This window comes from Lutimaribacter degradans (assembly GCF_023703375.1).
GTDB lineage: Bacteria > Pseudomonadota > Alphaproteobacteria > Rhodobacterales > Rhodobacteraceae > Lutimaribacter > Lutimaribacter degradans.
In genome coordinates, this window is record NZ_JAMQGO010000015.1 from 1 (window position 1) to 24,630 (window position 24,630).

At 60.4% G+C, this 24,630-nt stretch carries 19 protein-coding genes, 1 tRNA gene and 1 pseudogene; 9 read left to right on the plus strand and 12 right to left on the minus strand.

Annotated elements, in window-relative coordinates; genetic code table 11:
- Nucleotides 1-646: 646 nt before the first annotated feature.
- From M8744_RS16045 to M8744_RS16055, 3 genes are all read left to right on the plus strand, one after another.
- Nucleotides 647-1,396, plus strand: coding sequence for a winged helix-turn-helix domain-containing protein (locus M8744_RS16045; protein WP_251419651.1), 750 nt, complete (start codon nt 647-649; stop codon nt 1,394-1,396).
- Nucleotides 1,397-1,604: 208 nt separating this feature from the next.
- The gene (locus M8744_RS16050; RefSeq protein WP_251419653.1) at nt 1,605-2,684 is read left to right on the plus strand and encodes an ABC transporter substrate-binding protein; all 1,080 of its coding nucleotides are present in this window, start codon (nt 1,605-1,607) and stop codon (nt 2,682-2,684) included.
- A complete protein-coding gene (locus tag M8744_RS16055) occupies nt 2,681-5,710 on the plus strand; it encodes a PAS domain S-box protein (RefSeq protein WP_251419655.1) in 3,030 nt (1,009 codons plus the stop codon). The genes M8744_RS16050 and M8744_RS16055 overlap by 4 nt, the downstream gene beginning before the upstream one ends.
- Before the next feature lie 504 nt (nt 5,711-6,214).
- On the opposite strand, the gene M8744_RS16060 is transcribed toward M8744_RS16055, so the two are convergent.
- The 8 genes and pseudogenes from M8744_RS16060 to hemC form a co-directional block, all read right to left on the minus strand.
- Entirely contained in the window at nt 6,215-7,045 is an 831-nt protein-coding gene (locus tag M8744_RS16060) for a response regulator transcription factor (RefSeq protein ID WP_251419657.1), read from the minus strand.
- Nucleotides 7,046-7,252: 207 nt separating this feature from the next.
- Nucleotides 7,253-7,348, minus strand: a pseudogene (locus M8744_RS16065) (IS5/IS1182 family transposase); the annotation flags it as partial.
- Nucleotides 7,349-7,715: 367 nt separating this feature from the next.
- Complete coding sequence (locus tag M8744_RS16070; RefSeq protein WP_251419659.1) at nt 7,716-10,361, minus strand: hybrid sensor histidine kinase/response regulator; 2,646 nt, start codon at nt 10,359-10,361, stop codon at nt 7,716-7,718.
- Between the two features lie 197 nt (nt 10,362-10,558).
- Nucleotides 10,559-10,900 (minus strand): hypothetical protein, encoded by a 342-nt coding sequence (locus M8744_RS16075; protein WP_251419661.1) that lies wholly within the window; start codon nt 10,898-10,900, stop codon nt 10,559-10,561.
- A 214-nt stretch (nt 10,901-11,114) separates the two neighbouring features.
- Nucleotides 11,115-12,284 carry a DMT family transporter gene (locus tag M8744_RS16080; protein ID WP_251419663.1) on the minus strand — a complete coding sequence of 390 codons (1,170 nt, stop codon included), beginning with the start codon at nt 12,282-12,284 and terminating at the stop codon, nt 11,115-11,117.
- A 185-nt stretch (nt 12,285-12,469) separates the two neighbouring features.
- The gene (locus M8744_RS16085; protein WP_251419665.1) at nt 12,470-12,826 is read right to left on the minus strand and encodes a hypothetical protein; all 357 of its coding nucleotides are present in this window, start codon (nt 12,824-12,826) and stop codon (nt 12,470-12,472) included.
- A 69-nt stretch (nt 12,827-12,895) separates the two neighbouring features.
- Nucleotides 12,896-12,972, minus strand: a tRNA-Met gene (locus M8744_RS16090).
- A gap of 86 nt (nt 12,973-13,058) precedes the next feature.
- Entirely contained in the window at nt 13,059-14,021 is a 963-nt protein-coding gene (gene hemC, locus M8744_RS16095) for a hydroxymethylbilane synthase (RefSeq protein WP_251419667.1), read from the minus strand.
- 101 nt (nt 14,022-14,122) lie between these two features.
- Between hemC and hemE the strand changes: the two genes are divergently transcribed.
- The gene (gene hemE / locus M8744_RS16100) at nt 14,123-15,154 is read left to right on the plus strand and encodes a uroporphyrinogen decarboxylase (protein ID WP_251419669.1); all 1,032 of its coding nucleotides are present in this window, start codon (nt 14,123-14,125) and stop codon (nt 15,152-15,154) included.
- Between the two features lie 36 nt (nt 15,155-15,190).
- Here the strand turns inward: hemE and M8744_RS16105 are convergent, their stop codons facing one another.
- Nucleotides 15,191-16,090 (minus strand): DMT family transporter, encoded by a 900-nt coding sequence (locus M8744_RS16105; protein WP_251419671.1) that lies wholly within the window; start codon nt 16,088-16,090, stop codon nt 15,191-15,193.
- Between the two features lie 167 nt (nt 16,091-16,257).
- On the opposite strand from M8744_RS16105, the gene M8744_RS16110 reads away from it, so the two are divergent.
- The 4 genes from M8744_RS16110 to M8744_RS16125 all read left to right on the plus strand — a co-directional run bounded on the left by M8744_RS16110 (nt 16,258) and on the right by M8744_RS16125 (nt 19,929).
- Nucleotides 16,258-17,163 carry a LysR family transcriptional regulator gene (locus tag M8744_RS16110; protein WP_251419673.1) on the plus strand — a complete coding sequence of 302 codons (906 nt, stop codon included), beginning with the start codon at nt 16,258-16,260 and terminating at the stop codon, nt 17,161-17,163.
- Nucleotides 17,164-17,284: 121 nt separating this feature from the next.
- Nucleotides 17,285-17,758, plus strand: coding sequence for an SsrA-binding protein SmpB (gene smpB, locus M8744_RS16115; protein WP_251419675.1), 474 nt, complete (start codon nt 17,285-17,287; stop codon nt 17,756-17,758).
- 129 nt (nt 17,759-17,887) lie between these two features.
- Entirely contained in the window at nt 17,888-18,745 is an 858-nt protein-coding gene (gene sseA / locus M8744_RS16120; RefSeq protein WP_251419678.1) for a 3-mercaptopyruvate sulfurtransferase, read from the plus strand.
- On the plus strand, nt 18,745-19,929 hold the full coding sequence (locus M8744_RS16125; protein ID WP_251419752.1) for an amino acid aminotransferase: 1,185 nt from the start codon (nt 18,745-18,747) through the stop codon (nt 19,927-19,929). The genes sseA and M8744_RS16125 overlap by 1 nt, the downstream gene beginning before the upstream one ends.
- Before the next feature lie 90 nt (nt 19,930-20,019).
- Here M8744_RS16125 and dapA read toward each other — a convergent pair whose 3' ends face one another.
- Nucleotides 20,020-20,895, minus strand: coding sequence for a 4-hydroxy-tetrahydrodipicolinate synthase (dapA, locus tag M8744_RS16130; protein ID WP_251419681.1), 876 nt, complete (start codon nt 20,893-20,895; stop codon nt 20,020-20,022).
- 251 nt (nt 20,896-21,146) lie between these two features.
- Here dapA and M8744_RS16135 point away from each other — a divergent pair, with 251 nt between their 5' ends.
- The gene (locus M8744_RS16135) at nt 21,147-22,997 is read left to right on the plus strand and encodes a lytic transglycosylase domain-containing protein (protein ID WP_353049798.1); all 1,851 of its coding nucleotides are present in this window, start codon (nt 21,147-21,149) and stop codon (nt 22,995-22,997) included.
- A 37-nt stretch (nt 22,998-23,034) separates the two neighbouring features.
- Here the strand turns inward: M8744_RS16135 and M8744_RS16140 are convergent, their stop codons facing one another.
- Together M8744_RS16140 and mnmC2 are read right to left on the minus strand one after the other, a co-directional pair.
- Complete coding sequence (locus tag M8744_RS16140) at nt 23,035-23,901, minus strand: DMT family transporter (RefSeq protein ID WP_251419753.1); 867 nt, start codon at nt 23,899-23,901, stop codon at nt 23,035-23,037.
- A gap of 14 nt (nt 23,902-23,915) precedes the next feature.
- A complete protein-coding gene (gene mnmC2, locus M8744_RS16145; protein WP_251419687.1) occupies nt 23,916-24,596 on the minus strand; it encodes a tRNA (5-methylaminomethyl-2-thiouridine)(34)-methyltransferase MnmC2 in 681 nt (226 codons plus the stop codon).
- Between the last annotated feature and the right edge of the window lie 34 nt (nt 24,597-24,630).

The window sequence follows — 24,630 nt, forward strand, 5'->3', positions numbered from 1 at the left end:
TCGACGGCACTCAGCATTGGGCTGGAAAAGCCCGGTCGCCTTCGAACGGAAAGTGGCTTAAACGAGCACCTGGAGCGGCACAAATACGTGACAGGTCCACTGGGCCTGAAGCAGAAGGCTGAGGCGCGTCCCTGAGCACCTGCTCATATCTGAAGTTGAAATCATCACCGATGGCGGCCGGCGCGCGCGCCAATGGCTTGGCGTCGATTCTACAATGAGGAACGTCCGCACGGCGCGATTGCCAAAAAAACCCCGATCACGCTGACGAAATCGGGGGCATCACCAGCCTGTCACCCTGATCGAGGCGGAAAACTCTCGCCAAGGGCGGTCCAACGTTGGGGGTCGGATCAAAAGGTAACAAGCTCGACTTGCGAATGGTCTTCAAAAAGGGGGCGGGTAAGAAGGACTCCAACAGAAAACCGCGAAAGAAGGCAGGTCAGACGGACACGAACAGAGCAGATAGCACCGCTTCGGCGGATCAATCATTTGTGCAAAAACGCTTGACCGCCAGGCCCCCGTTACCGAAGCCCTGACCCTCAATCCGAAAGGCTTTAAAACGTTGTGTAAAAATGATAAATATTTGATAGACTGGTTTGCCGTTCATGGCTGACCAAGCGGAAAGGATTTGCTCGTGGTGCGTCCAAATGTGCTGGTTCTCGATGACGAGATTCAGATTACAGAACTACTTGAGATGGCCCTGTCCGAGTACGGGTGTGACGTATGCACGGTCAGCAAAATCTCGGAATTTCAGAACAAGCAAGCCGAGCAAGCTTTCGACATTTACATCATTGATCTTGGTTTGCCGGATGGCAACGGCTTGTCCTTGATTCAGGAATTGTCCCAAAATCCGGCTTGCGGCGTCATTATTGTGAGCGGACGTGGGGCGGATACCGATCGTATCGTTGGTCTTGAGATTGGGGCGGATGATTACATCACCAAACCGTTCAAGTTGCGCGAGTTGGTGGCCCGCGTCCACGCTGTTTTGCGCAGAACGCAAAGGCACCGGGTCGTGCAACAAGACGTCGCCCATGCTACCACGGATAGTACGGCTGACACGACAAGCACCATTCAGTTCGATGATTACAGACTTGATCTTGGTGCCCGACTTCTATTCGCGCCTCACGGGGGCGAAATCGAGCTGACCACCGCAGAGTTCAACCTGCTCGCCGCATTGCTGAACCGTCGAGGACAGGTGCTCACCCGAGACCAGTTGATGAACGCCATCAAGGGGCGTGATTGGGAAAGTTACGATCGCGCAGTCGATAGTCTGGTGAGCCGGTTGAGAAGCAAGATACCCGCTCCGTCGAGGCGCTCTCACTATATACGAACGGTTCACGGGGTTGGATACGCGTTTTCGCTGCCCTCCAACGACCGTGTCCGCGATCATGAGGGCTAAGCATCTGGCAACACAAACATTTCCTCTTATTGGGCGCATGGCCGACCTCTAGCACGCTCCGGCTTGTTTTGAATGAAAGACTGTTTCACACTATTCTTTAGGATTACTTGCAGCGATGTGGTTTGCTGGTCGCGCGGCCTCGCAGACTCGACTTCGCCAACACGTTACGCGGAAGCCGGCAGCAACAGCTTTTGAAATGAGAGAATCCATGCGTGGCGACTGTACCTCAAGGAGCGAAGAAAGAGGCGCTTGGTACCGATGCTCATCTGCATTTTTCCATCTTTTCTTTTGGCTGTTCGTGTCGACGGCAGCGCTCTCTGGCCAGACCGCACTCGCTGACCCGATACGGATCGGCGGAGTTGAGTATCTTGGTGACTTGCCAACTTTCATCGCAGAGCGTGACGGGCATTTCGCGCGTCATCACGCGGATGTCGAAGTCATATTCAGCGGTTCCGGGCGTGAGAATCTGCGCAGGCTGCGTGCGGGGGAGATAGATTTCGCGCTTATGGCCATGACCCCACTGGTCTTCGATGCACTTGCCAATCCCGTACGTGACGGCCCGGACTCCCCGGTGATCTTGGCCAACCTGTCGCATGCGCGCCCCGTGGTTCATTTGATGCTGCTCGATGTTGGTGACGTTCCTATGGACGAAGCGCTGCGCGGGCGGACCATTGGGGTGCCGCACGGCTCCAATGCTGATTATGTTCTTCACGTGATCGCCAGGATCGCAGGCATCTCTGAAAGCGACTACAGCTTGCTGGATATTGACCCCGAGGAAATGGGCGATGCGCTGGCTTCCGGTCGGATCGACGCCGTCAGCGTATGGGATCCGTGGGCGGGTCAGCTTCGCAACCGCTTCGGCGACCGCCTGAAAGAGCAGCCAGATACTGGCCGCTACGTCTCACGCTGGTTGCTCGTCACGCGGCGTGAAACCGCAGAGACCGATCCTGGCCATACCCAGGATATCCTGCGCGCGTATCGGGACGCTGTTGTCTGGATCCAGGCAAACCCGGAGGCAGCCTTTTCTGCACATGCGGCGCGCATCTCCGGCGCGAACTCGACTCAGAGAAACGGGGAGGTCGATCTTCTGTTCGACGTGACGCTCGACTGGTCGCTGATCGCCAGCTACCAACAGCAACTGGTCTGGGCCCTCACGGATACAAGAACGAACGACAGGGAAGTACCCAGCTTCATGGACATGGTTGCTCCCGCGCCGTTGGCCGCCATCGCTCCGGAAGCGGTGACCATACCGTATATCCCAAAAGACAGCGGCAGGCAGGACAAATGAGCCTCGTTCGCCTTTCGCAAATTTGCCTCGCCCTTGGCCTGATGAGTTTTCTTGCATTGTCCGGGGTGTCGTTTTTTCTGCTGGACCGCCTTCATAAAGAACAGCAGCAGCTTGCGTTTCTTTTGCAGGTTCAACGAGAGGTTAGCGCCATATCGGTTGGAGCCGACGCGATCGCGCTCTCGGGGACAGATCAAAAGCTCTACGAGGCATTCGTAGCCAAAGCGCGTCGTTTACAGACGGATTTGAAATCGCTCAGCAACGAGTTTCCGGATGCCCGCAATGCCGTCAAGGCCATCGACATGATCCTGACCGACCTCGATCCTTTGGTTCCGCGAGACCGCGCAGATTACCTTGGTCCTTTCGCGCGTGCCAATGCCGACGACTATTTCTCGAAACTTGCAGACTCCAATATTGCCAGCCACGGCATCGCACTGGATGCCGCTGTCAGTGAGGCGCTGAAACAGCGGCAAGAGCAGATTGCAGACCGGGCATTCTGGGTCGCCGCATCTTTCGCGTCCGTTGCATCATTTTTCCTCTTCGCCACGGTTGGCAGCTTTGCGCTGATCTACCAGCGAATCGGAGGACCACTACGCGCGTTCGCCCGGACGATTAAAGCGATCGACCAAGGGCAACCGGATGCGCGCGCGCCAGACACTGCCGATGACGAGATCGGAGAGGTTGGCCGCGCGTTCAACGAGCTCATCAAGCATCGCCGTGCCGCAGAAGAAGAATTGGAACGCTCCGCTTCGCTTTTGCGTATTGCCGGCCAAATGGCCCAGTTCGGAGGCTGGCGCTATGATGCCGTAAAGCGGGAAATCGAATGGAGCGACGAAACTGCGCTTATCCACGGAGAGCCCCCTGGCACACAGCCATCGCTGGAAGACGGCTTAAACTACTACGTAGAGGAAGACCGTGCCCGCATCGCAAAATTGTTCGGCGACTGCGTCGAAAAAGGCCAGCCGTTCGACGACATCTTCCGCATTTGCAATGCGAACGGAAATGTTGTGTGGATTCGCTCCGCGGGCCAGCCAGTCTATGGCGGCGACGGCACCATCAATGGCGCCCATGGTGCCTTCCAGGACGTGTCCGACCTTATGGCAGCTCGAAGTGAGGCAGAAAGGCGCGATGCGGAACTGCAGGATGTCATCAACTCGATCGGCGACGGCTTCATGATTCTCGATCAGGAGTGGCATTTCCGCTATGCCAACTCCACCGCATTGCGCCTGATGGAGCGCTCCGACAGTGATTTGATTGGTCGGAACATCTGGGAAGAGTTCCCAGAGGCGGTGGGGACGGATTTCGAGCATTACTATAATTCAGTTCTGGAAACCGGACAAAGCCAGTCCTTCGTGGCGTATTTCGCGCCGCTGGAAAAGTGGTTCGAGGTCAGTGCGCATGCCACCCGCGAGGGGTTGGCCGTGTACTTCCGCGACTACACGGATGAATACGAAAGGCAAAGCCAGCTGCGGCTGCTTCAAGCGGCAATCGATCGTATCGATGATATCATCCTGATCACCGAAGCAGAACCGATCAGCGGCCCCGACCATCCGCGCACCGTTTATGCCAATGCTGCCTTCGAACGACGGACGGGTTACTCGCGTGAAGAAGCGCTGGCGACCACTCCGCGGATTCTCCAGGGGCCAGAGACCGATCGGTCGGAGCTTGATCGCATTCGGGCCGCCCTGATCGCCTTGAAACCGGTGCGCGCCGAACTCGTCAACTATACGAAATCAGGCGAGCCGTTCTGGCTCGAGCTCGAGATATCGCCCGTTGCCGATGAGACCGGCAGTTACACTCACTGGATCTCTGTCGAACGCGACATAACCGAACGAAAGGAAATCGAGCGCCAGCTTCGGGAGTCCCAGAAGATGGAGGCAGTCGGTCATCTGACGGGCGGTGTCGCTCATGATTTCAATAATCTGCTGACTGTCATTCTCGGCAACGCGGAGCTGATCTCAGAAATGGCGAGCGACCCGAAAATTCGTCAGATGGCGGAAGTCACAATGTCCGCGGCGGAGCGTGGCGCCCAGTTGACCGGTCGCCTGCTGGCGTTTGCACGTCGCAAGCCACTGGATCCGAGACTGACCGACTTGAACCAATTGATCGAATCGATGCAACCACTCATTCGCCGCACCGTACCTGAAAGCACCGAGATCGAATGCGTACTCGACCCTGAACTCGGCATCGCTGAAATCGATGCCGGGGAATTGGACACGGCCCTGCTCAACCTCATTGTCAACGCGCGCGACGCCATGGAGGACGGTGGAAAAATTACCATCGAGACCGCCAATGTCGTGCTGGACGATCATTACGCTGCCCGCCACAGCGAAGTCGAGCCGGGCGAGCATATCATGGTCTGCGTGTCCGACACCGGCAAGGGGATGGATCCTGAGACGCTCCGGCAGGCCTTCGAGCCGTTTTTCACCACCAAGGACGTAGGCAAGGGAAGCGGTCTCGGGTTGAGCATGGTGTTTGGGTTCACCAAGCAGTCGGGTGGACACATTAAGATATATTCCGAGCCCAATGAGGGCACGTCGGTGAAGCTCTATTTTCCACGCCTGCCAATCGAACAAGAAACGGATGTCAAGCCAGCGGTCGAGGTTCCGCTGACAGGAGGAACAGAGCATATTCTGATTGCTGAGGATGATGACCTAGTGCTCCAACACCTCAAGAACCAGCTTGTTTCATTGGGTTACCGGGTGAGTGAGGCAATGTCTGGCCCAGAGGCGCTTGAAGTCATGCAAACGCACGAAGACATTGACCTCTTGCTGACAGACATCGTCATGCCGGGGGGTATGAACGGGCGCGAACTTGCTGAACAGGCGCAATCGGCTCGACCGTCCCTGAAGGTGTTGTTCACCTCGGGCTACACCGAGAACGCGATTGTCCATCAGGGACGGCTCGATCCAGGCGTCGCCCTGTTGAGCAAACCCTATACCCGGCTGGAGCTGGCAACCAAGGTGCGCCGCGTTCTCGATGGGGATCACGCCCAATTTACGCAAAACGCCATCCCACCTTTAGAATGATGGCGGCCGGCCGTTGAACCCGCGCCCTGCCCCTTCGGCTACCCAACTCCGATGTGTGATTGCTCGGAAGGCTGACGTCAGCTCCCCATCAGGTTCTTGAGCCCGCCTGTGAACGTCGCGTCCTCTCTGATCTTTCGGTCTTCGAGTATAGGATGTGCATCCTGGCCCGTGCGGAGGCGGAGGCGATCCCCGGTTTCGTTGGCGGCCTGCCAGATGATCTCGCCGACAACGTCAGGGGAGGACAGGGTCGCGACCAGCTCACCGAACAACCGGCCCATGGCTCGGCCTTCCAACTGGCAGACCGTGGTGTTTCCGTGGTTCGGGATCGTGACGGGGCTTCCACGCTATCGATAAAGCCATATTGCCTGCCGATTTACAAATCGGCAGGCGACCCCAAGTTGGTCGAGCGCGTGAACAAGCGGCGCTTGATGATGTCACCTGGAAGCAATTCACTTGACGACCACGCTCGACCACGGAGGGCACCCTTCGCCCCTTGTAATGTTGTCATTGTCGAGCCGCGCGCATCACCGATTGCGACACAGGAACGACATTTGACATCCCTGTTCGAGCGGAATACCCGACACGCTTGGTATCCTGAAACGGCAGTGAATTCTGCTTTGCGCGGCGTGCGCGGTCGAGACTCAGCTTGTAACCAATCCCATAGATAGTTTCGATGCCGTCGAACGCGGGGTCGAACTTGCGAAACTTGTTGCGCAAACGCTTTATGTGGCTGTCGATATTGCGGTCGTTGACACCACCCTGATGGCCATAGTCGTATACGATTTCAATCAGCTGTTCGCGCGACTTGACCACTCCGTCATGACGGGCAAGCGCATGGAGAAGATCGAACTCCGTCTTGGTCAGGAACAGCTCGCTTTCCAGCCAGAACGACTGAAACCGGCTTTTGTCCATGACAAGCGTACCACGCTTGCTCGGCACCTCTAGGCCCCGTTCCACGATGTGCTCACTCTTCTTGTCGACCGGACGCGCGCGGAACGTTATCCGGGCGAAGAGTACTTCGGGCGATACCGGCAAGCGAACGTAATCCAGCGCGCCAAGGCGCAGCACCGTCAATTCCTGAGAGGCCTCGCCATTGGCCGTGATCGCGATCACCTGTGCACCGCCATTGAAACCATGCCGGAACATTAACTTCCAGCCGCTGGCCTCGGGATCGTCGAGCGAGACCACGATCATTTCGGGCCGGAACCTCAAGAGTTCCTTTTCGGCGCGTCCGACATCAGCGACGACCAATGTCTGACTCCCAGCGTGGCGCAGCAAATCCGCGGTTTCATTGAGAAGTGCCCGGTCAGCCCCAACAAGCATCGTCCTGATCATTTTCTTACCCCCAGTATGTGCATCGGCCAATTCACCGACGACACCTACATGAGACCAGACTTTCGCCGTCTTTTGGCCCGGATCTCAGAAAACGTGCCACGTTTGTGCAAAAATGTGTGGTGGCTGTGGCGTTGTTGTTCTGCCCCCGCCTGAGGCGTGAGCTCCAATGTCCACTGACGTCATGCCATGCGGACGACGTGAGAGACGGCCAAGGGCGCTGAAGCGGTCCATCAGGGCCATGCGGATGTGGATTTCGGCGGTCTGGCGGCCGGGGCCTTTCGCGGCGATGCGCGCGCCGAAGGTGTTAAAGATTACATCGAACGTATGCGCGCGCGGTTTCCGCAACCGGAGAATAGACAGGCTGGGTCGCGTTCTTCCTCGAGGCCATGCACGCCCACGCCATGGTCGACATCGAGACGGCGGACGCAATCTTCAGCCTTCATGGCGAGAGCGGTTCCGCGAAGTGTTGAATTCTCAGTTCAATGACCAGGCATTGGACTTCGTTTGCGCCAGCCCGGCCTTCCGCGCGACCGGCTTGTAGGCCGCGTCCTTCGATGTTCCGGATTCCTTGTTCATCTTCGCGCCTTGGTGGCTGCGATGCGCCAGAAATCCGCCGTTACGAAATCCTCAAATCTGCCCCATAGATCCTGAGGCCAGACACTCGCACAAGTCACTCTCTTTCGTCCAACACCTGACGTATCTTCGCGGCCAAGTGTTCGCGCCGATAGGGTTTGTTAAGCAGCTTGACGCCCGGGTCCAGGCGTCCCTGGTGGACGATAGAGTTTTCGGTGTAGCCTGATGTGAACAAAACCTTCAGGTTTGGTCGAAGCTGGCGCGCTGCTTCCGCGAGTTCCCGGCCGCCCATGCCGCCGGGCATCACCACGTCAGTGAACAGCAAATCGATTTGAGCCGTCTGGCCCAAGATGTCCATGGCCTCTGCGCCCGCGGATGCTTCAAGCACATTATAGCCCAGCGACTTAAGCTGTGCCGACACATAATCGCGCACAGCGCCGTCATCTTCGACCACCAGAATGGTTTCTGTTCCACCGGTGATCTTCCGACCGGAGTTGACGATCGCGACGTTTTCCTCCTCGGTCCGAGCCCGCGGGAAATACATCTTGATCGCGGTTCCTTCGTCCATCTCCGAATAGACCCGGATATGTCCGCCGGATTGCTTGACGAACCCGAAGACCATACTCAATCCCATCCCCGACCCCTTGCCCACCTCCTTGGTGGTGAAAAAGGGCTCGAACACGCGTGCGAGCACGTCGGGCGGCATTCCAGTGCCAGTGTCAGTCACAATAATTACCACATACTGCCCCGGTCTGACATCCGGCTCCACGGCCACATAGTCATCATCAAGCATGGCATTGGCCGTCTCGATGGTCAGACTGCCTCCGTCCGGCATGGCATCGCGGGCGTTCACCGCAAGATTGAGAAGCGCCGACTCGAGTTGCGACGCGTCTGCCTCGATCTTCCACAGGCCGCCTGACCGGACGATCTCGATATCGATGGTCTCGGGGAGCACTCGACGCAACAGCACGTCCATACTCTGGATCAATGGCGCGATGTCGAGGATCTTGGGATCCAAGGCTTGTTTGCGTGAGAAGGCAAGCAGGCGGTTGGTAAGGTCCGCACCGCGATCGGCTGCGTCCAGAGACATCCTGGCCAGTCTTTGCAGGTGCGGCATATCTCTCAGCTTTTCTTCCAAGATCTCTGCATTGCCCATAATGATCGTCAGCAAATTGTTGAAATCATGCGCGACACCGCCGGTCAGGTGGCCAACCGCCTCCATTTTCTGGGCCTGGCGCAGACTCTCTTCGAGCTTCTCCCGTTCGGTTACGTCGGTGATCGATCCAAGAGCACGGATGACGTTACCGTGTTCATCACGAGTGGCAAAGGCGTGATCCTCGATAAGCACCCATGTGCCGTCGGGCCGTTTTACGCGATACCTCTCGTGCAATTCTGAAATTTCTCCCGAAAGGAACTTGCGCCAAGCCGTGTCGTAATTTTCAAGGTCATTTTTATGCACACGGTCACGCCAAGCTGCGTGAAATGACTCGGTTTCGTCCGGGTCAAAGCCCGTGATTTCGGCAAATCCGTCGCTCCACCATTGGGTGTCTGTTGTCAAATCCCAGTCGCCAATGGCACTGCCGGTGGATTTTGCGACCATACGGAAGCGCTCCTCGTTGGCGCGTAGGGCTTCCTCTACCTGCTTTCGCGCTGTGAAGTCCCGCTCGACAGCAATCCAGTGCGTGATCTGGCCGTCTTCGTTACGAAGCGGATGAATACTCAGGTCCTTCCAGAACGCCGCCCCGTCCTTGCGATAATTCAGGATTTCTGTCTCGATCCCCTCACCGCGCTCAAGCGCTGTGCGGATACGGGCCCGCGTCGCGCGGCTAGTCCCCGGCCCCTGCTGCAACCGGGGAGTCTGCCCGATCGCTTCTTCGCGGGTGTAACCCGTGGCCCGTTCGAATGCGTCGTTGACATAGACGATGCGCGGACCTTCGGGGGGCTCTATCGAAGCATCGGTAATGATCAGAACATCGCTTTGCTGGTCAACCGCGGCTTCGAGCAGCCGCAGCTGCATGTTCCGGGCGCGCTGCCGGGTGACGTCCCGGAAGTACACCGCGAGCCCTGCGGGGGTGGGATCGGCATTGACTTCGAACCACTTCTCAAGCGGGGAGAAGTACGCCTCGAAACGGACAGCACATCCTTCGGCAACCGCACGTTGGTAGTTCTCTTCGAACCCGCTACCGACAGCTTCCGGGAATTCCTGCCAGACGGACTTGCCTAGGAGGTTCTGTCGCGTTCTTTGCAGAAGTTCCTCAGCAGTGGAGTTGATGAACGCAAATTGCCAATTTTCATCCAGAAGGAAAAAAGCATCATGCATCCCTTCCAATGTGCTCCGTAGCCGGGCAGACAGGGTATCGGCCAGTGCTTCGACCTGGGTGATCTGCGTGAGGTCGCAAATACTCGCGACGATCGCCTCAGCCCCTTCAAAGGTAACTTTGCTCCAGGTGAAGGATACGGTGCGATGTTCGCCTGACCGAGTAATGATGGTCCAGGCTCCAGCATCGGCCTGCGTTCCATCGAAACGGCGAACTTGTTCGACGATCCTCGCCCGGTCGGCTTCGGGGCGCAGATCGGCGATGGTCATTTCCTGTAATGTCCGCGCGTCATAGCCGATCCAGCTTTGCGCTGCCGCGTTCGCGCTCAAGATACGAAGCGTCTCCGTCGAAAACATCCAAACCGGCAGCGACAGATGATCATAGGCTTTGAAAGCCGCTCGAGACAGTGTCGGAAATTTGGTCATGACAACCCCGCGTCGCCCGATGACGACCCTTTCTCATTCGATATATTGACAAAAATCGCCACATGCAAATTTGTTCAACCGAGGGCGCGACGCAAGATAGAGGTGCCCGGCACGCGATGTCAGCCGACGTGACGTGCGGCCAGCGGGAGCCATCAATCAGGTGTTCCCTGGCTAGTTTCCACCCCTTGTCAGAGAGTTTAGGGGACGGTTCTTTCAAAATTCCGATGCGCATTGCCCTGCACGGTTCGCGGGGTCAGAGCCAGCAGCTTCTGCCTGATGAGCCACTCCCGGCTCCGCACGAACTCGGGCAGCATTTTCGTGGTCCAGAGGTCAGCTTCATCCTCGATCAGGTGGCCGCCGCGATAGGCCGCATTCCGGCTTGTGATCCAGGCCTCGAAGGGCATGCCCTCTTTCTCTAGGTTTTCCTGGGAAGGCAACAGCTGCAGATTACCCAGCCTTTTCACCGCGGCCGCGATTTCTCGTGCCCGGTGCTCGGGTAGATCAATACACGGACGTTCCGAAAACGCCGCGTGCAGCACCAAAACGCTGCCGCCAAAACTGAAACGGAAATCGAACCAGCACCACCGTTACGATACTGCCTCAGCGTTCCGAAAAATTCTGGCGACGGACACGAGACCGATTTTGCTCACTCCAGAGGCCCTGATCCAAGGCAAGTTAAAGCTCGGCTTCATGAAATCGATCCCTGTCACCCGGACACCCACGGCGCCATGAATAGGGTTCGCCCCAAGGGTGTCAGCGTGATCTGATGCGGCGTGTTCTGCGCCGCCTCGGGCGCATACCGGCGCGATTGTTCGGGGCTTGCTCACGCCAGAACACATACAGTCCGGAGGTCAGGATGATCGTGATGCCTGCCCAGGTCGGGCCGTCCGGGATATCTGCAAACACCACGTAGCCTGCAACCGTTGCCCCGATGATCTCGAGATACTGGAACGGGGCGAGCAAACCTGCCTCTGCCTGGCGGAACGCTTCGGCAATCAGGATGAAGCTGGCGGCGGCAAGGCCGCCAGATGCAATGATTGCCCCCCAAACCCAGCCTGGCAGGCTGGTGTACGAAGGCTCCAGATGTCCTGTCGCTCCCAGCCCCAAGGAAATCAAGATCAGACCAAGGCCGGCATAGAACGTGGCGCCACACTGGACAGTCAGGCTCGACCGGGAACCTGACGCCTTGCGCAGGACAATCATGTTCAGCGCATAGCAAAAGGCTGCCAGAAGCGGCAGAAAGGCCATCGGCCCCAACTCGCCGCCGGGGCGAATGATGATCAGGACGCCGAGCAATCCGAACACGACAGCGATCATGCGCCGCGCGCCGACCTTTTCGCCAAGAAGCGGGCCGACGAGGGCCGTCAGGATCAGCGGCTCCGCGAAGAAGATCGCGATGGCCGTGGCGATCGGCATGACCGAGAACGCCCAGATCAGGCTGATTAGTGTCACCATAACCAGCGCGCCGGAAAGTGCGACGACCGGCGATAACATCGGTCCGCGCAGGCGGTTGCGCATCACGATAGCAATCGGGAGCAGGCACAGACCCTGCGCCACGAGGCGCGCCGTTGCCACCTCTACGGCGGAAAGATGGGCCGTCAGCAGCTTGGACAGCGTGTCACCGATCGGAAGCAGTAGCATCGCGACAGTCATGCACATCATGCCGACGACGGAGCTGTTCTCGAAAAGCGCGCCGCGGCGCGGCGATGTCGGGACGAATGTCATGGTCATCACTCCATATTCCAACGGCCCGAACGGCTTCGGGCGAGTGATGTCCGGGCGTTCAGGACACGGTTCAGGATTTGGGGTAAATGCGTATGTGAAAGCGACGCCATCGCAGAACGCATTGGACGGCAGATAAGGCCTCGGGGCGTCATGGGTCAAGGGGCTGACCGAGCCGGCTGTCCGAAAACTGAATGACATGACCACGCAGGCTTTTTGCAACCATCGGGCGCAGGCTGCGGATGGCGGAATTTCTCAGCTCGCGTCCTTTTGTGCTTTGATTTAAGCTGACCTTGGCGCCCATTTCTTCGCAAGGCGGTCAAGGCGTGCGATGATGCTGTAGGTCGCGGTATCTTTGGCATCGAAGGCCCCACCAGACCAGTGGATCATGTCCGCTTGTTGCCCTTGATCAAGCTCGGCGAGGACTTCGAGACACTCATGGTAACCCCACGCGCGAAGACTTCCTGCGCTTCGAGCGGGTGAACCGTGAGATTCTTGACGACGAGATGCTCGATATGATGCGCAATATTCCAGCGCATGTCGTCTACAGCGCGTTCTCGAAGGCATTCTTTCAGGGCATAGTCAGGATGTTTCAGCAAGACAACGAGATGCGCAGTGCGGTTATGACCGACAAGGGCGCACGAGAGCAAACTACGCGGCATTTCTTCAAAAGGGCGCAACGGCAAGCGCCGGAGGGGTGACATGGGGATCAGCAACACGCGCGCGGCTTCTTCGCGGTGCATACTTGAGAACAACGATATCAGGAGCCCCCAACAAGATCCGGCGCCTGTAAACGTCAATATCGAGAAAAATGGTAGCGGAGGAGGGACTTGAACCCCCGACACGCGGATTATGATTCCGCTGCTCTAACCACCTGAGCTACTCCGCCACTGGGTGACGCGGGATTTATGGGAAGGCGCCCGCGCGGTCAAGCCGGAAATCGCGCTTTTTCGATGCTTTGCGCGCGCGGGGCCTTCAGCCCTCGCGCCACTCGAAAAAGCCTGGCCCCGCCTCGTCCAGAAGATCCTGGGCCATGGCCTCTGCCAGCGCCACGCCATCGGAAATGGGCGCGCTGCGGTCTGCTCCGAGCCGCTCGGACCCGTCGGGGCGTAGTACTTCACCGCGCAGGCGCAGGGTGTTTCCATCCAGCTCGGCCAGGCCCGCGATCGGGGTGTCACACGACCCGTCCAGCGCAGCCAGAAACGCGCGCTCGGCGGCCAGCCGCTGGCCGGTTTGCCCGTCATGGATCGCTTCGAGCATGGCCGCGGCATCCAGGTCGTCGCTGCGCCGCTCGATTCCGATTGCTCCTTGCGCGATGGCGGGCAACATATCTTCGGGCGCGATGGCTGCACGCGCGACATCGGCCATGCCAAGCCGATTCAGCCCAGCCATCGCCAGGAATGTCGCCTGCGCCACGCCATCATTCAGCTTTTTCATGCGGGTCTGCACATTTCCGCGGAACTCGACCACCTTGAGGTGCGGAAACCTGTTCAGGATCTGCGCCCTGCGCCGCAACGAGGACGAGCCGACAACCGCACCTTCGGGAAGGCCATGCAGCCCATCGGCCGTGACACTGACAAAAGCATCGCGCGTATCCTCACGCGGGAGGTAGCAATCCAGCATCAGCCCCGGCGGCTGTTCGGTGGGCATGTCTTTCATCGAATGTACGGCGATATCGATGCGCCCCTCGATCATCGCGTCTTCGATTTCCTTGGTGAACAGGCCCTTGTTGCCAATCTCTTTCAGCGGGCGGTCGGCATCGATCATGGCGCGGTTGTCGCCAGTTGTCTTGATCACCACGATCTCGAACGCTTCGTCGGGCAGTGAAAAGGCCCGCATCAGGCGATCACGGGTCTCGTGGGCCTGCGCAAGGGCAAGGGGCGATCCGCGGGTGCCGATCTTGAGAGGAGAGGCGGGGCTGGGCAATTGCGTTGTCATGGCGAAAGGATTAGCCGTGTCACACTGTCCTGACAAGCGCCCCGCGCTTGACAATGTGTCGCCGTGAGGGGACGAACAGTGTCAACAAGGAAGGACAGCCCATGCCAGACAAGACGATCCTCAAGGCCCTTGCCGGTGAAACCCAGGAAACGCCGCCAATCTGGATGATGCGCCAGGCCGGGCGCTACCTGCCCGAATACCGCGCGACACGCGCGCAGGCGGGCGACTTCCTTTCGCTTTGCTACAACCCCGAACTGGCCGCCGAGGTGACGCTGCAACCCATTCGCCGCTACGGGTTTGACGCGGCGATCCTTTTTGCCGACATCCTGCTGATCGGGCAGGCGCTGGGCTCGAAGCTGTGGTTTGCCCAGGGCGAGGGGCCGCGCATGTCCACCGTGACCGACGCGGCAGGGGTTGCCGGTTTGCGGCCCGCGTCCGAAGTTCACGAAACACTGTCGCCCATTTACGAAACGCTGCGCATCCTGTCGCGGGAATTGCCGCGCCAAACCACGCTGATCGGCTTTGCCGGCGCGCCCTGGACGGTTGCCACGTACATGATCGGTGGAAAAGGCAAGGATGAACAGGCTGCAGCGCATGCTTTCAAGGCGGCGGACCGGGCGGCCTTTTCACTGCTGCTCGACCGGATCGCCGAGGCAACGGTGGAATACCTGTCCGCACAGATCGATGCTGGCGCCGAAGTGGTAAAGATTTTCGACAGCTGGGCCGGAAGCCTGAAGGGCCAGGATTTCGCCGATTTCTGCGAAGCCCCGATTGCCCGCATTATCCAAGATCTCAAGGCCCGCCACCCGGCCACCCCCATCATTGCCTTCCCGCGCGAGGCCGGGGACCGTTATATCGGGTTTCACAAGCGCACGGGTGCCGACTGCGTGGCCGTGGATGACAGCGTGACACCGGAATGGATAGCCAAGAACGTGCAACCCGATGGGTGCGTGCAGGGCAACCTGAAATCGTCGCACATGGTGACAGGCGACCAGGCGCTGGTGGACGAGACACGCCACATCGTCGAGACGCTGAAGGGCGGGCCCCACATCTTCAACCTGGGTCATGGGATCACGCCGGATGCCGACCCCGACAACGTGCAACTGATGATCGACACGATACGCGGCGCCTGAGCCGAGGGAGCGGCGGGCAAATGCCCGCCCTACCCGTTATGCCGTGCGGCCCGCGCGGTTGACCAGCCACACGCCGGTTACGCAAACGGCCATGCCGGCCATGGCCATTGGCGTCATGATTTCGCCCAGGATTGCCCAGGCCAACAGCATGGCCAGCGGCGGCACCAGGTACATCAGCGACGAGATGCGCGTGGCATCACCGCGCTGCACCAGGCCGACATACAGGCTGATCGAAACGATGGAATTGGCCAGCACCAGGTAGGCCAGCGATATGAACAGGTCGCCCGTCCAATTGACCGAGCCCAGCCCGAACGACAGCGCGATGGGCGCCATCACCACGAACCCGACGGCGTATTGCACGATGCCACCTATCACCGGGTCGGTGCGCCGTCCGTGCCATTTCTCGAACAGGGTGGCAAAGGTGATCGCCAGGAGCGCAGCAATGGCAAAGGGAACGGCCACCCAGGGGCTGGGCCCGATGGTCTTGCCCCCCAGAATAACGATCAGCACGCCCAGAAGACCCAGAACCAGCCCCGACCAGAGCCGCCGCGAGCCACGGCTTGCCCCCACCATCGGCGCAAGAGCGGCAACCAGTATGGGCTGCAATGCCATTATAAGGGCCGTGGTGCCGGCGTTCATGCCGTTCTGCATGGCCACGTAGGCGCCCCCGAAATAGAGGCACTGGATCATGAATCCGGACAGCGCAATAACGCCCCAATGCCGCCCACCGCGCGGCCATTGCGGGCGATAGAACAAAAGAAGCGGCAACAGCACCAGAACCGCCAACCCGTAACGCAGCGCCAAAAGCGTCATCGGGCGGATATGTGGCAACCCCAGCTTGGCAAAACTGTAGCCGCCCGCCCAGAACAGCACGAAGATTACCGGCGCCAGGCGCCATAAAAGGCTGTCATCGTTCGGTGTGGTCACGTTGGTCATGGGGCCAGTTACGCCGATGCGTCGCGACGCCGCAATGCGCAATTTAACGTTTCCCTGCCATTAACGATACTTGAAAAACCCTCTTATTGTCGGGCGAATGCCACGCTGCTGCCAGATTTCGGCGCGACACCGTTTGTTGACGAAACGAGGTATCGAGGTATCGAAGCATGGACCGACTGACGGAAATGGAGGCCTTCGCCACCGTCGTTGATCAGGGGGGGTTCACCGACGCCGCCAAGAAGCTGGGAATTTCCAAATCCGCCGTGTCGAAACACGTTTCCAGCCTCGAGGCCCGACTGGGTGCACGCCTGCTGAATCGCACGACCCGAAGGGTCAGCCCGACGGAAATCGGATTGGCCTATTACGACCGCGCGCGACGCGTTCTGAACGACGCGGGCGAGGCAGATGCACTTGTCACCTCGATGCAATCGGCGCCGTCGGGGCTGTTGCGAATCTCGGTGGCGACCGATTTCGGGGTGAACCACCTGTCGCCGGTTCTGGGCGAGTTTCTTCAGGAATATCCCGACATCACCGTGAACATGGTGCTGAACAATCGTTATGTCGAATTGATCTCCGAAGGCTTCGACATGGCCATCCGCATAGGCGAGTTGGAGGATAGCAGCCTGCGCGCCCGAAAGTTGACGGAAACCAGCAAGCGGATGATCGCGGCACCGTCCTATTTCCAGAAATACGGCCGCCCGCAAAAGATCGACGACCTGAATGAACACAAGTTGCTGCATTATTCCAACCAGTCGGCTGGTAACCTGTGGAAACTGACCGCGCCCTCGGGTGAAAAGCGCCAGGTGCGCACCGCCGGGTGGCTTAGCGTGAATGACGGGCAATCGCTGCTCAATGCTTGTGTCGCGGGGCTGGGCATCGCCTACCTGCCGTCCTTCCTGTATGCCGACGCAATGGAACAGGGCCTTGTGGAAGACGCCATTCCTGATCTGCCAGTGGAAACCCAGGGCATTTTCGCCGTCTACCCTCCGGGCCGCTTCACCCAACCCAAGGTGCGCGCCTTCATTGATTTTCTTGTCGACACCTTTGCCAACAAGGGGCCGACCGACTGGTAAGGACCGGGCTTTTGGCGGCACGGGCGCGTTCGGCACCGGGCGCGCCCTTTTTCGTGACGGCCCGCGCCCCTAGATTGACCTGCATGGACAGCCGGCGCGCAAGCCGATAGGACACGCCATCATGGCCAAGGCAAACACAGACCCGAACTACAAGGTGATCGCGGAGAACCGCCGCGCGCGGTATGACTTCGCGATCGAGGACGATATCGAATGCGGTATCATTCTACAGGGGTCCGAGGTGAAATCCCTGCGCGAGAACTCGGCCAATATCGCCGAAAGTTACGCAATGGTCGAAGACGGTGAACTGTGGCTGACCAACAGTTACATCGCCCCATACGAACCCGCCAAGACCTGGGGCCATGACGAACGCCGCAAACGCAAACTGTTGGTGTCGAAAAAAGAACTGGCGCGACTGTGGAACGCGACCCAGCGCAAGGGCATGGCGCTGGTTCCGTTGGTTTTGTATTTCAACCATCGCGGCATCGCCAAGATGAAGATCGGCATCGCGAAGGGCAAAAAGAACGTCGACAAGCGCGCGACCGAGGCCAAGCGCGACTGGAACCGCCAAAAGCAACGCCTGCTCAAGGAAAACTGAGCCCGCGGCACCGGGCAGGCGGGGCCGATGCCGGTCGCCGGCTCGATGTGCTTGGGCGCCCGGCGGCTCGGGCCTTGCCTCACACCGGCCCCCATTGTAGGCAATACACGACAATCGCAGGGGCATGGCATGGCACAAGACGATCCCAAGACGCTGGTTTCAACCGATTGGCTGGCGACACATCTGAACGACCCGGATTTGCGCGTCATCGACGCGACATGGGCCTTGCCGCAGATGGGCATCGACGCGAAGGCCGGGTATGCGGCGGCCCATATCCCCGGTGCCCGTTTTTTCGACATCGACGAGATTTCCGACCACCGCTCGGACTTGCCCCACATGGCGCCGCCAGTGGAAAAGTTCATGTCGCGAATGCGCGACATGGGCGTGGGCGATGGCCACCAGGTCGTGGTTTACGACCAGATCGGCACCCATTCGGCCGCCCGCGTCTGGTGGACATTCCGGCTGATGGGGCAAGACAATATCGCCGTGCTGAACGGTGGCTTTCCCAAGTGGCAGGCCGAAGGCCGCCCGATCGAAGATCTGCCGCCGGTCATCCGTGACCGCCACATGACCGTGCGACGCCAGTCCCATCTGGTGCGCGACGTGACGCAGGTTTCCGCGGCCTCGAAACTCGGGGATTACGAAATACTCGATGCGCGCTCGCCCGGCCGCTTTGCAGGCACCGAACCCGAACCGCGCGAGGGGTTGCGCAGTGGCCACATACCCGGCTCGAAATGCCTGCATTACGAAACCTTGCTGAACACCGACGGCACTCTGAAATCCCCCGACGATCTGCGCGCAGTGTTCGCCGCGGCGGGTGTTGATCTGTCGAAACCCGCGATCACCACCTGCGGGTCGGGCATAACCGCCGCGATCATCAGCCTTGCGCTTGAACGCATCGGCAAGACCGATCATTCGCTTTATGACGGGTCCTGGGCCGAATGGGGGGCATTCCCCACCCTGCCCGTCGCAACTGGAGAGTCATGATGTTTTCCTCGCTCAATGAGCAACCCGCCGACAAGATCCTGCAGCTTATGCAGCTGTTCAAGGAAGATCCCCGCGACACCAAGATCGACCTTGGAGTGGGTGTCTACAAGAATGCCGAGGGCGTGACCCCGGTGATGCGGGCCGTCAAGGCCGCCGAAAAGCAGGTCTGGGAAGAACAGACCACGAAATCCTATGTCGGCCTGCCGGGTGACCCGGCCTTTGGCGACGCGATGGTAAACCTTGTGCTGGGTGACTCGGTGGCGCGTGACAAGGTGGCCGCTGCCGCCACGCCGGGCGGCACCGGCGCGGTACGCCAGGCGTTCGAACTGGTGCGCATGGCCACGCCCGACGCGCGCGTTTTCGTGTCGAACCCGACCTGGCCCAACCATGTCAGCATCCTGAAATACCTCGGGATACCGATGGTCGAGTATCGCTATTTCGACAGCGAGACCGGCGGCATCGACTTCGACGGGATGATGGCCGACCTCGAAGGCGTCAAGCCGGGCGACGTGGTCTTGCTGCATGGCTGCTGCCACAACCCGACGGGTGCCAACCTGAACATGACCGAGTGGCAGGCGGTGGTCGACCTGCTGAACCGCACAGGCGCGGTGCCGATGATCGACATCGCGTACCAGGGCTTTGGCGACGGTCTGGAAGAAGATGCCGCGGCAACCCGCCTTGTGGCCGCCTCCTGCCCCGAAACCCTGATCGCGGCAAGCTGTTCCAAGAATTTCGGCGTCTACCGCGAACGCACGGGCATCCTGATGGCCGTGGCACAGGATGCAGGTCTGAAGACGCTGACCCAGGGCTCGCTCAACTACCTGAACCGGCAGAATTTCTCTTTCCCGCCGGATCATGGCGCGCGGGTGGTCACGACGATCCTGAACAGCCCCGAACTGCGTGCCGATTGGGCCGCCGAGCTGGAAGATGTGCGCCTGTCGATGCTGGGCCTGCGCGAACAACTGGCCGGTGAATTGCAGCGGCTGTCTGGCTCGGATCGTTTCGCGTTCCTCGCGCAGCATCGCGGCATGTTCTCGCGGCTGGGGACCAGCCCCGAGATGGTCGAGCGCCTGCGCGCCGAACATGCCATCTACATGGTGGGCGACTCGCGCATGAACATTGCCGGGCTGAACAAGACGACCGTGCCGATCCTGGCCAAGGCAATCATTGACGTGGGCATCTGACGCGCGTTCCACACGGTCTGACCTAAACGACAGGGCCGAAATCTTTCACAAGATTTCGGCCCTTTTTCTTGTTTCAAGAAAATACCGCGATCAGTTGATCAGCCCGGCATGACGCATCGCCGCGTCCATCTTTTCCTTGGTGGCATCGCTCAGCCCCATCAGCGGCAGGCGCACCTCGTCAGAGCACAAGCCCAGCTTCCACATGCCGTATTTCGCGCCGCACAGGCCCGGTTCGGTAAAGATGGCGTCGTGCAACGGCATAAGGCGGTCCTGGTATTCCAGAGCGGTCTGGTAATCGCCGGCCAGGGTCGCGGCCTGGAATTCGGCACAAAGGCGCGGCGCCACGTTCGCCGTGACCGAAATGCACCCGATGCCGCCATGCGCGTTGAACCCCAGCGCGGTCGCGTCCTCACCCGACAGCTGGATGAAATCGGTGCCGCAGGTGATGCGCTGGCGTGGCACGCGCGCCAGGTCGCCGGTGGCATCCTTGACGCCGATGATGCGCGGCAGGCGGGCCAGCTTGCCCATCGTGTCCGGCATCATATCCACAGCCGAGCGACCGGGAATGTTGTAGATGATAATCGGAATTTCGCAACAATCGTGCAGCGCCGTGAAATGCGCGATCATGCCGTCCTGGGTGGGTTTGTTGTAATAGGGCGTCACCATCAGCGCGGCATCGGCGCCCACCTTTTCGGCATGCTGAATGAATCGCATCGCCTCTTGCGTGTTGTTGCTGCCAGCCCCGGCTATGACGGGAATGCGCCCGGCGGCGGCCTCAACCACCGCCTCGATCACGCGCTCATGCTCCTGGTGGGTCAGAGTGGGGCTTTCGCCCGTGGTACCAACCGGCACCAGCCCGTTCGAGCCTTCGTCGACATGCCACTCGACCAGTTTCTTGAGCGTCTCATAGTCTACTTCGCCGTTCTTGAACGGCGTGACCAAGGCGGGAAGGCTTCCCTTGAACATGACACGCTCCTTTATTCGATCGGGGGCACAAGATTGCCCCGTGGCTGGTTTCGCGCCTTTCCCGTTCTGCCGCCCGGTTCTGCCGCGTTCGTGAATTGCGGCGGCAAAGGCACAGGAGTAGGCTGGCGCTGTTCTATCCTTTGTTCGACGGGAAAATGCAAGAGATGTTGCGCCGTCTTTTCCTTATAGTCTGCTTGTGTTTCGCTACGGGTGCGGCCGCCCAAGAGGGGCCAAAGCCATTCTCTGCCGCGATGAACGCGATGCGCAATGGCGACTGGGCCACAGCCCATGCTTTGGCCGAGCGGGCAGGTGCGCCTGCAGGCGACATGGTAGAATGGTTTCGCCTTCGCGACGGGCAAGGCAGCTTGGCCGAGGCAGCGGCGTTCCTGTCGCGCAATGCCGACTGGCCGGGCCTGGCGCTTTTGCGCAAGCGCAGCGAAGCCGTTGCCGAGGATGCCTCCAACACCGAGATACTTGAATTCTTCGCCGAAGCCCCCCCGCAGACCGGGGCCGGCGCGCTGGCCCATGCGCGTGCGCTGGCGGCAGCCGGGCGGCTGGGCGATGCTCAGGCAGGGCTGGTTCTGGCCTGGCGCACGATGGGCCTGACCTCCGCCGAACATGACGCATTCCTGGCCGCGCACCAGGATCTGTTGATGCCGCATCACGAGGCGCGGCTGGACATGGCCTTGTGGCGCGGAATGACCGGCGATGCAGAACGCATGTTGCCGCTGGTCAGCCCCGACTGGCAGGCATTGGCACAGGCGCGGCTGGCGCTCAGGGCCGGTCGTAACGGCGTGAACTTGCTGATCGACGCGGTTCCCGAACGCTTGCAGGATGATCCCGGCCTAGCCTACGAACGGTTCAACTGGCGCGTACGCAACGGCGCGACCGATGGCGCGTTGGAGATGATCGCCGAACGCTCGCACTCGGCGCCGGGTCTCGGTCGCCCCGAGAGCTGGGCGGGATGGCGCCGGTACCTGGCGCGGGCCGAAATGCGTGCAGGACGGGCCGACACCGCGTATGCGCTTGCCGCGTCGCACTGGTTGACCGAAGGGGCCTCTTACGCCGATCTGGAATGGCTGTCGGGCTACCTGGCGTTGCGATACATGAACGAACCTGACCTGGCACTCGATCACTTCCAACGGTTCCGCGCCGCGGTGGAAACGCCCATTTCGCTTGGGCGGGCTGGCTATTGGATCGGTCGCGCGCAAGAGGCGTTGGGCGATACCCAGGCCGCGACGCTGGCCTATACGCAGGGCGCCGCGCATCAGACCAGCTTTTACGGCCTGTTGGCCGCAGAACGCGGGGGAATTCCGCCAGATCCCGATCTTGCGGGCGAGGAAACCTTTCCCGACTGGCGCGACGCGCCGTTCACGAAAGCCAGCGTGTATCGTGCCGGTATCCTGGCGCTGAATTCCGGGCAGTTGTCGCTGGCCGAACGCTTCTTTATCCATTTGGCCGAAACCCTGGACAAGGTCCAACTGGGCCAGCTTGGCCAGATGGCGCAGGATCTGGGCCAGCCGCACCTGGCGGTGATGATCGGAAAGGCGGGGGCCGCACGCGGCCTTACCCTGCCCGGCCCCTATTATGCGCTGCACCCGATGAAGGAGATGAAGGCCCCGGTTCCGACGGAACTGGCGCTGGCCATCGCACGCCGCGAAAGCGAATTCGACCCGAACGTGGTCAGCGGTGCTGGGGCACAGGGGCTCATGCAATTGATGCCTGCCACCGCCGCCGAGGTGGCACGGGGCCTTGACCTTGACCACCAGGGCGACCGGGTGCTGCGCGACCCTTCGTATAACGCGATCCTCGGCAACGCCTATCTCGGGCAGTTGGCAACACGATTCGACGGCAACGTGGTCATGGTGGCAGCGGCCTACAATGCCGGGCCAAGCCGTCCGATCCGCTGGATGCAAGAACATGGCGACCCGCGCGCCGGCACCGTCGACATGATCGACTGGATCGAACATATCCCGTTTCGCGAGACACGCAATTACGTGATGCGGGTGACCGAAAGCCTGCCGGTTTATCGCGCGCGGCTGGGCCGCGATCCGCACCCGGTGCCGTTCACCAAGGAGCTGGTGGGTGACACGCTGCGTTAGGCGCATCGTGGCTAGGCAACGGCCCCCTCCGGGGCAATTACCGGGCCCGCCGTTCCCGCCAGAAGGTGAACAGGCCCGCGGCCACGATGATCGCTGCACCTATGGCCACGTTGTTGCGGATCACCTCGTCGAACAGGAAAACCCCCATGATCGACGCAAAGACAAGCTGGAAATAGGCGAATGGCTGCACCACGCTGGCCTCGGCCACCTCGTAAGTCTTGATCAGCAGGTAATGCCCGCCCGCGCCGGTCAGGCACAGAACGCTCATCCATGCCCAATCACCACCCCCCATGGGTTCCCAGAACCAGGCCCCGACGGCCGTCAAGGCGACCATGCCCACGGTGCCCGTCCAGAAAAACGAGGTTGCCGCGCTGTCGGCCCGCGCGGCATAGCGCGTCAGCAGCCCGTAAAGCGCGAACATCAACGCCGCGACCAGCGGGATGATGGCTGCGGGCTGGAACACCCCGAATCCGGGCTCAAGAATGATGACGATGCCGATAAAGCCCACACCGATCGCGGCCCAACGCCGCCAACCCACGGATTCGCCCAGAACCGGGCCTGAAAGCGCCGCGATAAGCAATGGGTAGCACGCGAAAACGGCGTGGCTTTCGACCAGCCCCAAAACGGTAAATCCCCATATCGCAACGCAAATCTCGGCCACGAGCAGAACCGCCCGAAACGCTTGCAGCCAGGGCTGACTGGTGGCTGCGGCTGCGCGGATGCCGCCTGCCTTGCGCGCGGCAATGGCGGTAACGAACGCGGCAAAGAACCAGTAGCGGATCATCACCACCATCAGCACGTTGTATTCACCGGCAAGGTGGCGGCTGATGCCGTCCTGTATGGCAAAGACGAAGGTGGTGGACACCATCAACAGGATCCCGAGGCGCGCGTTCGATTCCTTCATCACGTATGCGGTGGTCATGGTCCGGGCATCCTGGCTGTGGTCATGTGACGCTTGCGCCCGTATCCCGGCTGCCGGCTGACGTCAAACCCGGCCTCGGCCAGCGCGCGGCGCACGTGACCGGCGGCGGTATAGGTAGCGGCAGAGCCGCCCGGCAGGGTATGACGGGCCACCGCCTGCATCAGGTCAGCCCCCCAAAGCTCGGGGTTCTTGGCCGGTGAAAACCCGTCCAGGAACCACGCGTCGGCCCGGCCGTCCCAGCCGGGCAGGGTCTGACGCGCATCGCCCTCGATCACGTGCAGGGTCATGCCATGCCCCATGTCGATCTGGCGCTTGCCCTGCCGCCAGCCCGAAAGCAGGGGTGCGGCAAGCGAGGCAAGCCCCGGAAAGACCGACAGCGCCTGCGCCATGTCAGGGGCGCGCATCGGAAACCCCTCGAAACTGGTGAAACGCAAATGGCCGGGCGCGCCTGCACCGATCCACGCCTCCAGCGTGGCCAGCGCGTTCAACCCGGTGCCGAACCCCAGTTCAGCCACGCGAAACCCGTCGACAAAGCGCGCCGGCAGGTCATTGCCCGACAGGAACGTGTGGCGTGTCTCGTCCAGCCCGTTTTCAAGGCTGAAATACGGGTCGTTGAACCGGGTCGATACCGGCACCGCGCCATCGCGCCATTCCACCTGTGCCTGCTGGTCTTGCATCGCGCTGTCCCTTACACCGGGCAAGAGGATGAAC

What these genes read in the sequence shown, in the direction of transcription:
- M8744_RS16050 (WP_251419653.1), top strand. Translation starts at nt 1,605, where the DNA reads ATGCGTGGCGACTGTACCTCAAGGAGCGAAGAAAGAGGCGCTTGGTAC.
- M8744_RS16055 (WP_251419655.1), top strand. Translation starts at nt 2,681, where the DNA reads ATGAGCCTCGTTCGCCTTTCGCAAATTTGCCTCGCCCTTGGCCTGATG.
- M8744_RS16060 (WP_251419657.1), bottom strand. Translation starts at nt 7,045, where the DNA reads ATGATCAGGACGATGCTTGTTGGGGCTGACCGGGCACTTCTCAATGAA.
- M8744_RS16070 (WP_251419659.1), bottom strand. Translation starts at nt 10,361, where the DNA reads ATGACCAAATTTCCGACACTGTCTCGAGCGGCTTTCAAAGCCTATGAT.
- M8744_RS16080 (WP_251419663.1), bottom strand. Translation starts at nt 12,284, where the DNA reads ATGTCATTCAGTTTTCGGACAGCCGGCTCGGTCAGCCCCTTGACCCAT.
- M8744_RS16085 (WP_251419665.1), bottom strand. Translation starts at nt 12,826, where the DNA reads ATGCACCGCGAAGAAGCCGCGCGCGTGTTGCTGATCCCCATGTCACCC.
- hemC (WP_251419667.1), bottom strand. Translation starts at nt 14,021, where the DNA reads ATGACAACGCAATTGCCCAGCCCCGCCTCTCCTCTCAAGATCGGCACC.
- hemE (WP_251419669.1), top strand. Translation starts at nt 14,123, where the DNA reads ATGCCAGACAAGACGATCCTCAAGGCCCTTGCCGGTGAAACCCAGGAA.
- M8744_RS16105 (WP_251419671.1), bottom strand. Translation starts at nt 16,090, where the DNA reads ATGACCAACGTGACCACACCGAACGATGACAGCCTTTTATGGCGCCTG.
- M8744_RS16110 (WP_251419673.1), top strand. Translation starts at nt 16,258, where the DNA reads ATGGACCGACTGACGGAAATGGAGGCCTTCGCCACCGTCGTTGATCAG.
- smpB (WP_251419675.1), top strand. Translation starts at nt 17,285, where the DNA reads ATGGCCAAGGCAAACACAGACCCGAACTACAAGGTGATCGCGGAGAAC.
- sseA (WP_251419678.1), top strand. Translation starts at nt 17,888, where the DNA reads ATGGCACAAGACGATCCCAAGACGCTGGTTTCAACCGATTGGCTGGCG.
- M8744_RS16125 (WP_251419752.1), top strand. Translation starts at nt 18,745, where the DNA reads ATGTTTTCCTCGCTCAATGAGCAACCCGCCGACAAGATCCTGCAGCTT.
- dapA (WP_251419681.1), bottom strand. Translation starts at nt 20,895, where the DNA reads ATGTTCAAGGGAAGCCTTCCCGCCTTGGTCACGCCGTTCAAGAACGGC.
- M8744_RS16135 (WP_353049798.1), top strand. Translation starts at nt 21,147, where the DNA reads ATGAACGCGATGCGCAATGGCGACTGGGCCACAGCCCATGCTTTGGCC.
- M8744_RS16140 (WP_251419753.1), bottom strand. Translation starts at nt 23,901, where the DNA reads ATGAAGGAATCGAACGCGCGCCTCGGGATCCTGTTGATGGTGTCCACC.
- mnmC2 (WP_251419687.1), bottom strand. Translation starts at nt 24,596, where the DNA reads ATGCAAGACCAGCAGGCACAGGTGGAATGGCGCGATGGCGCGGTGCCG.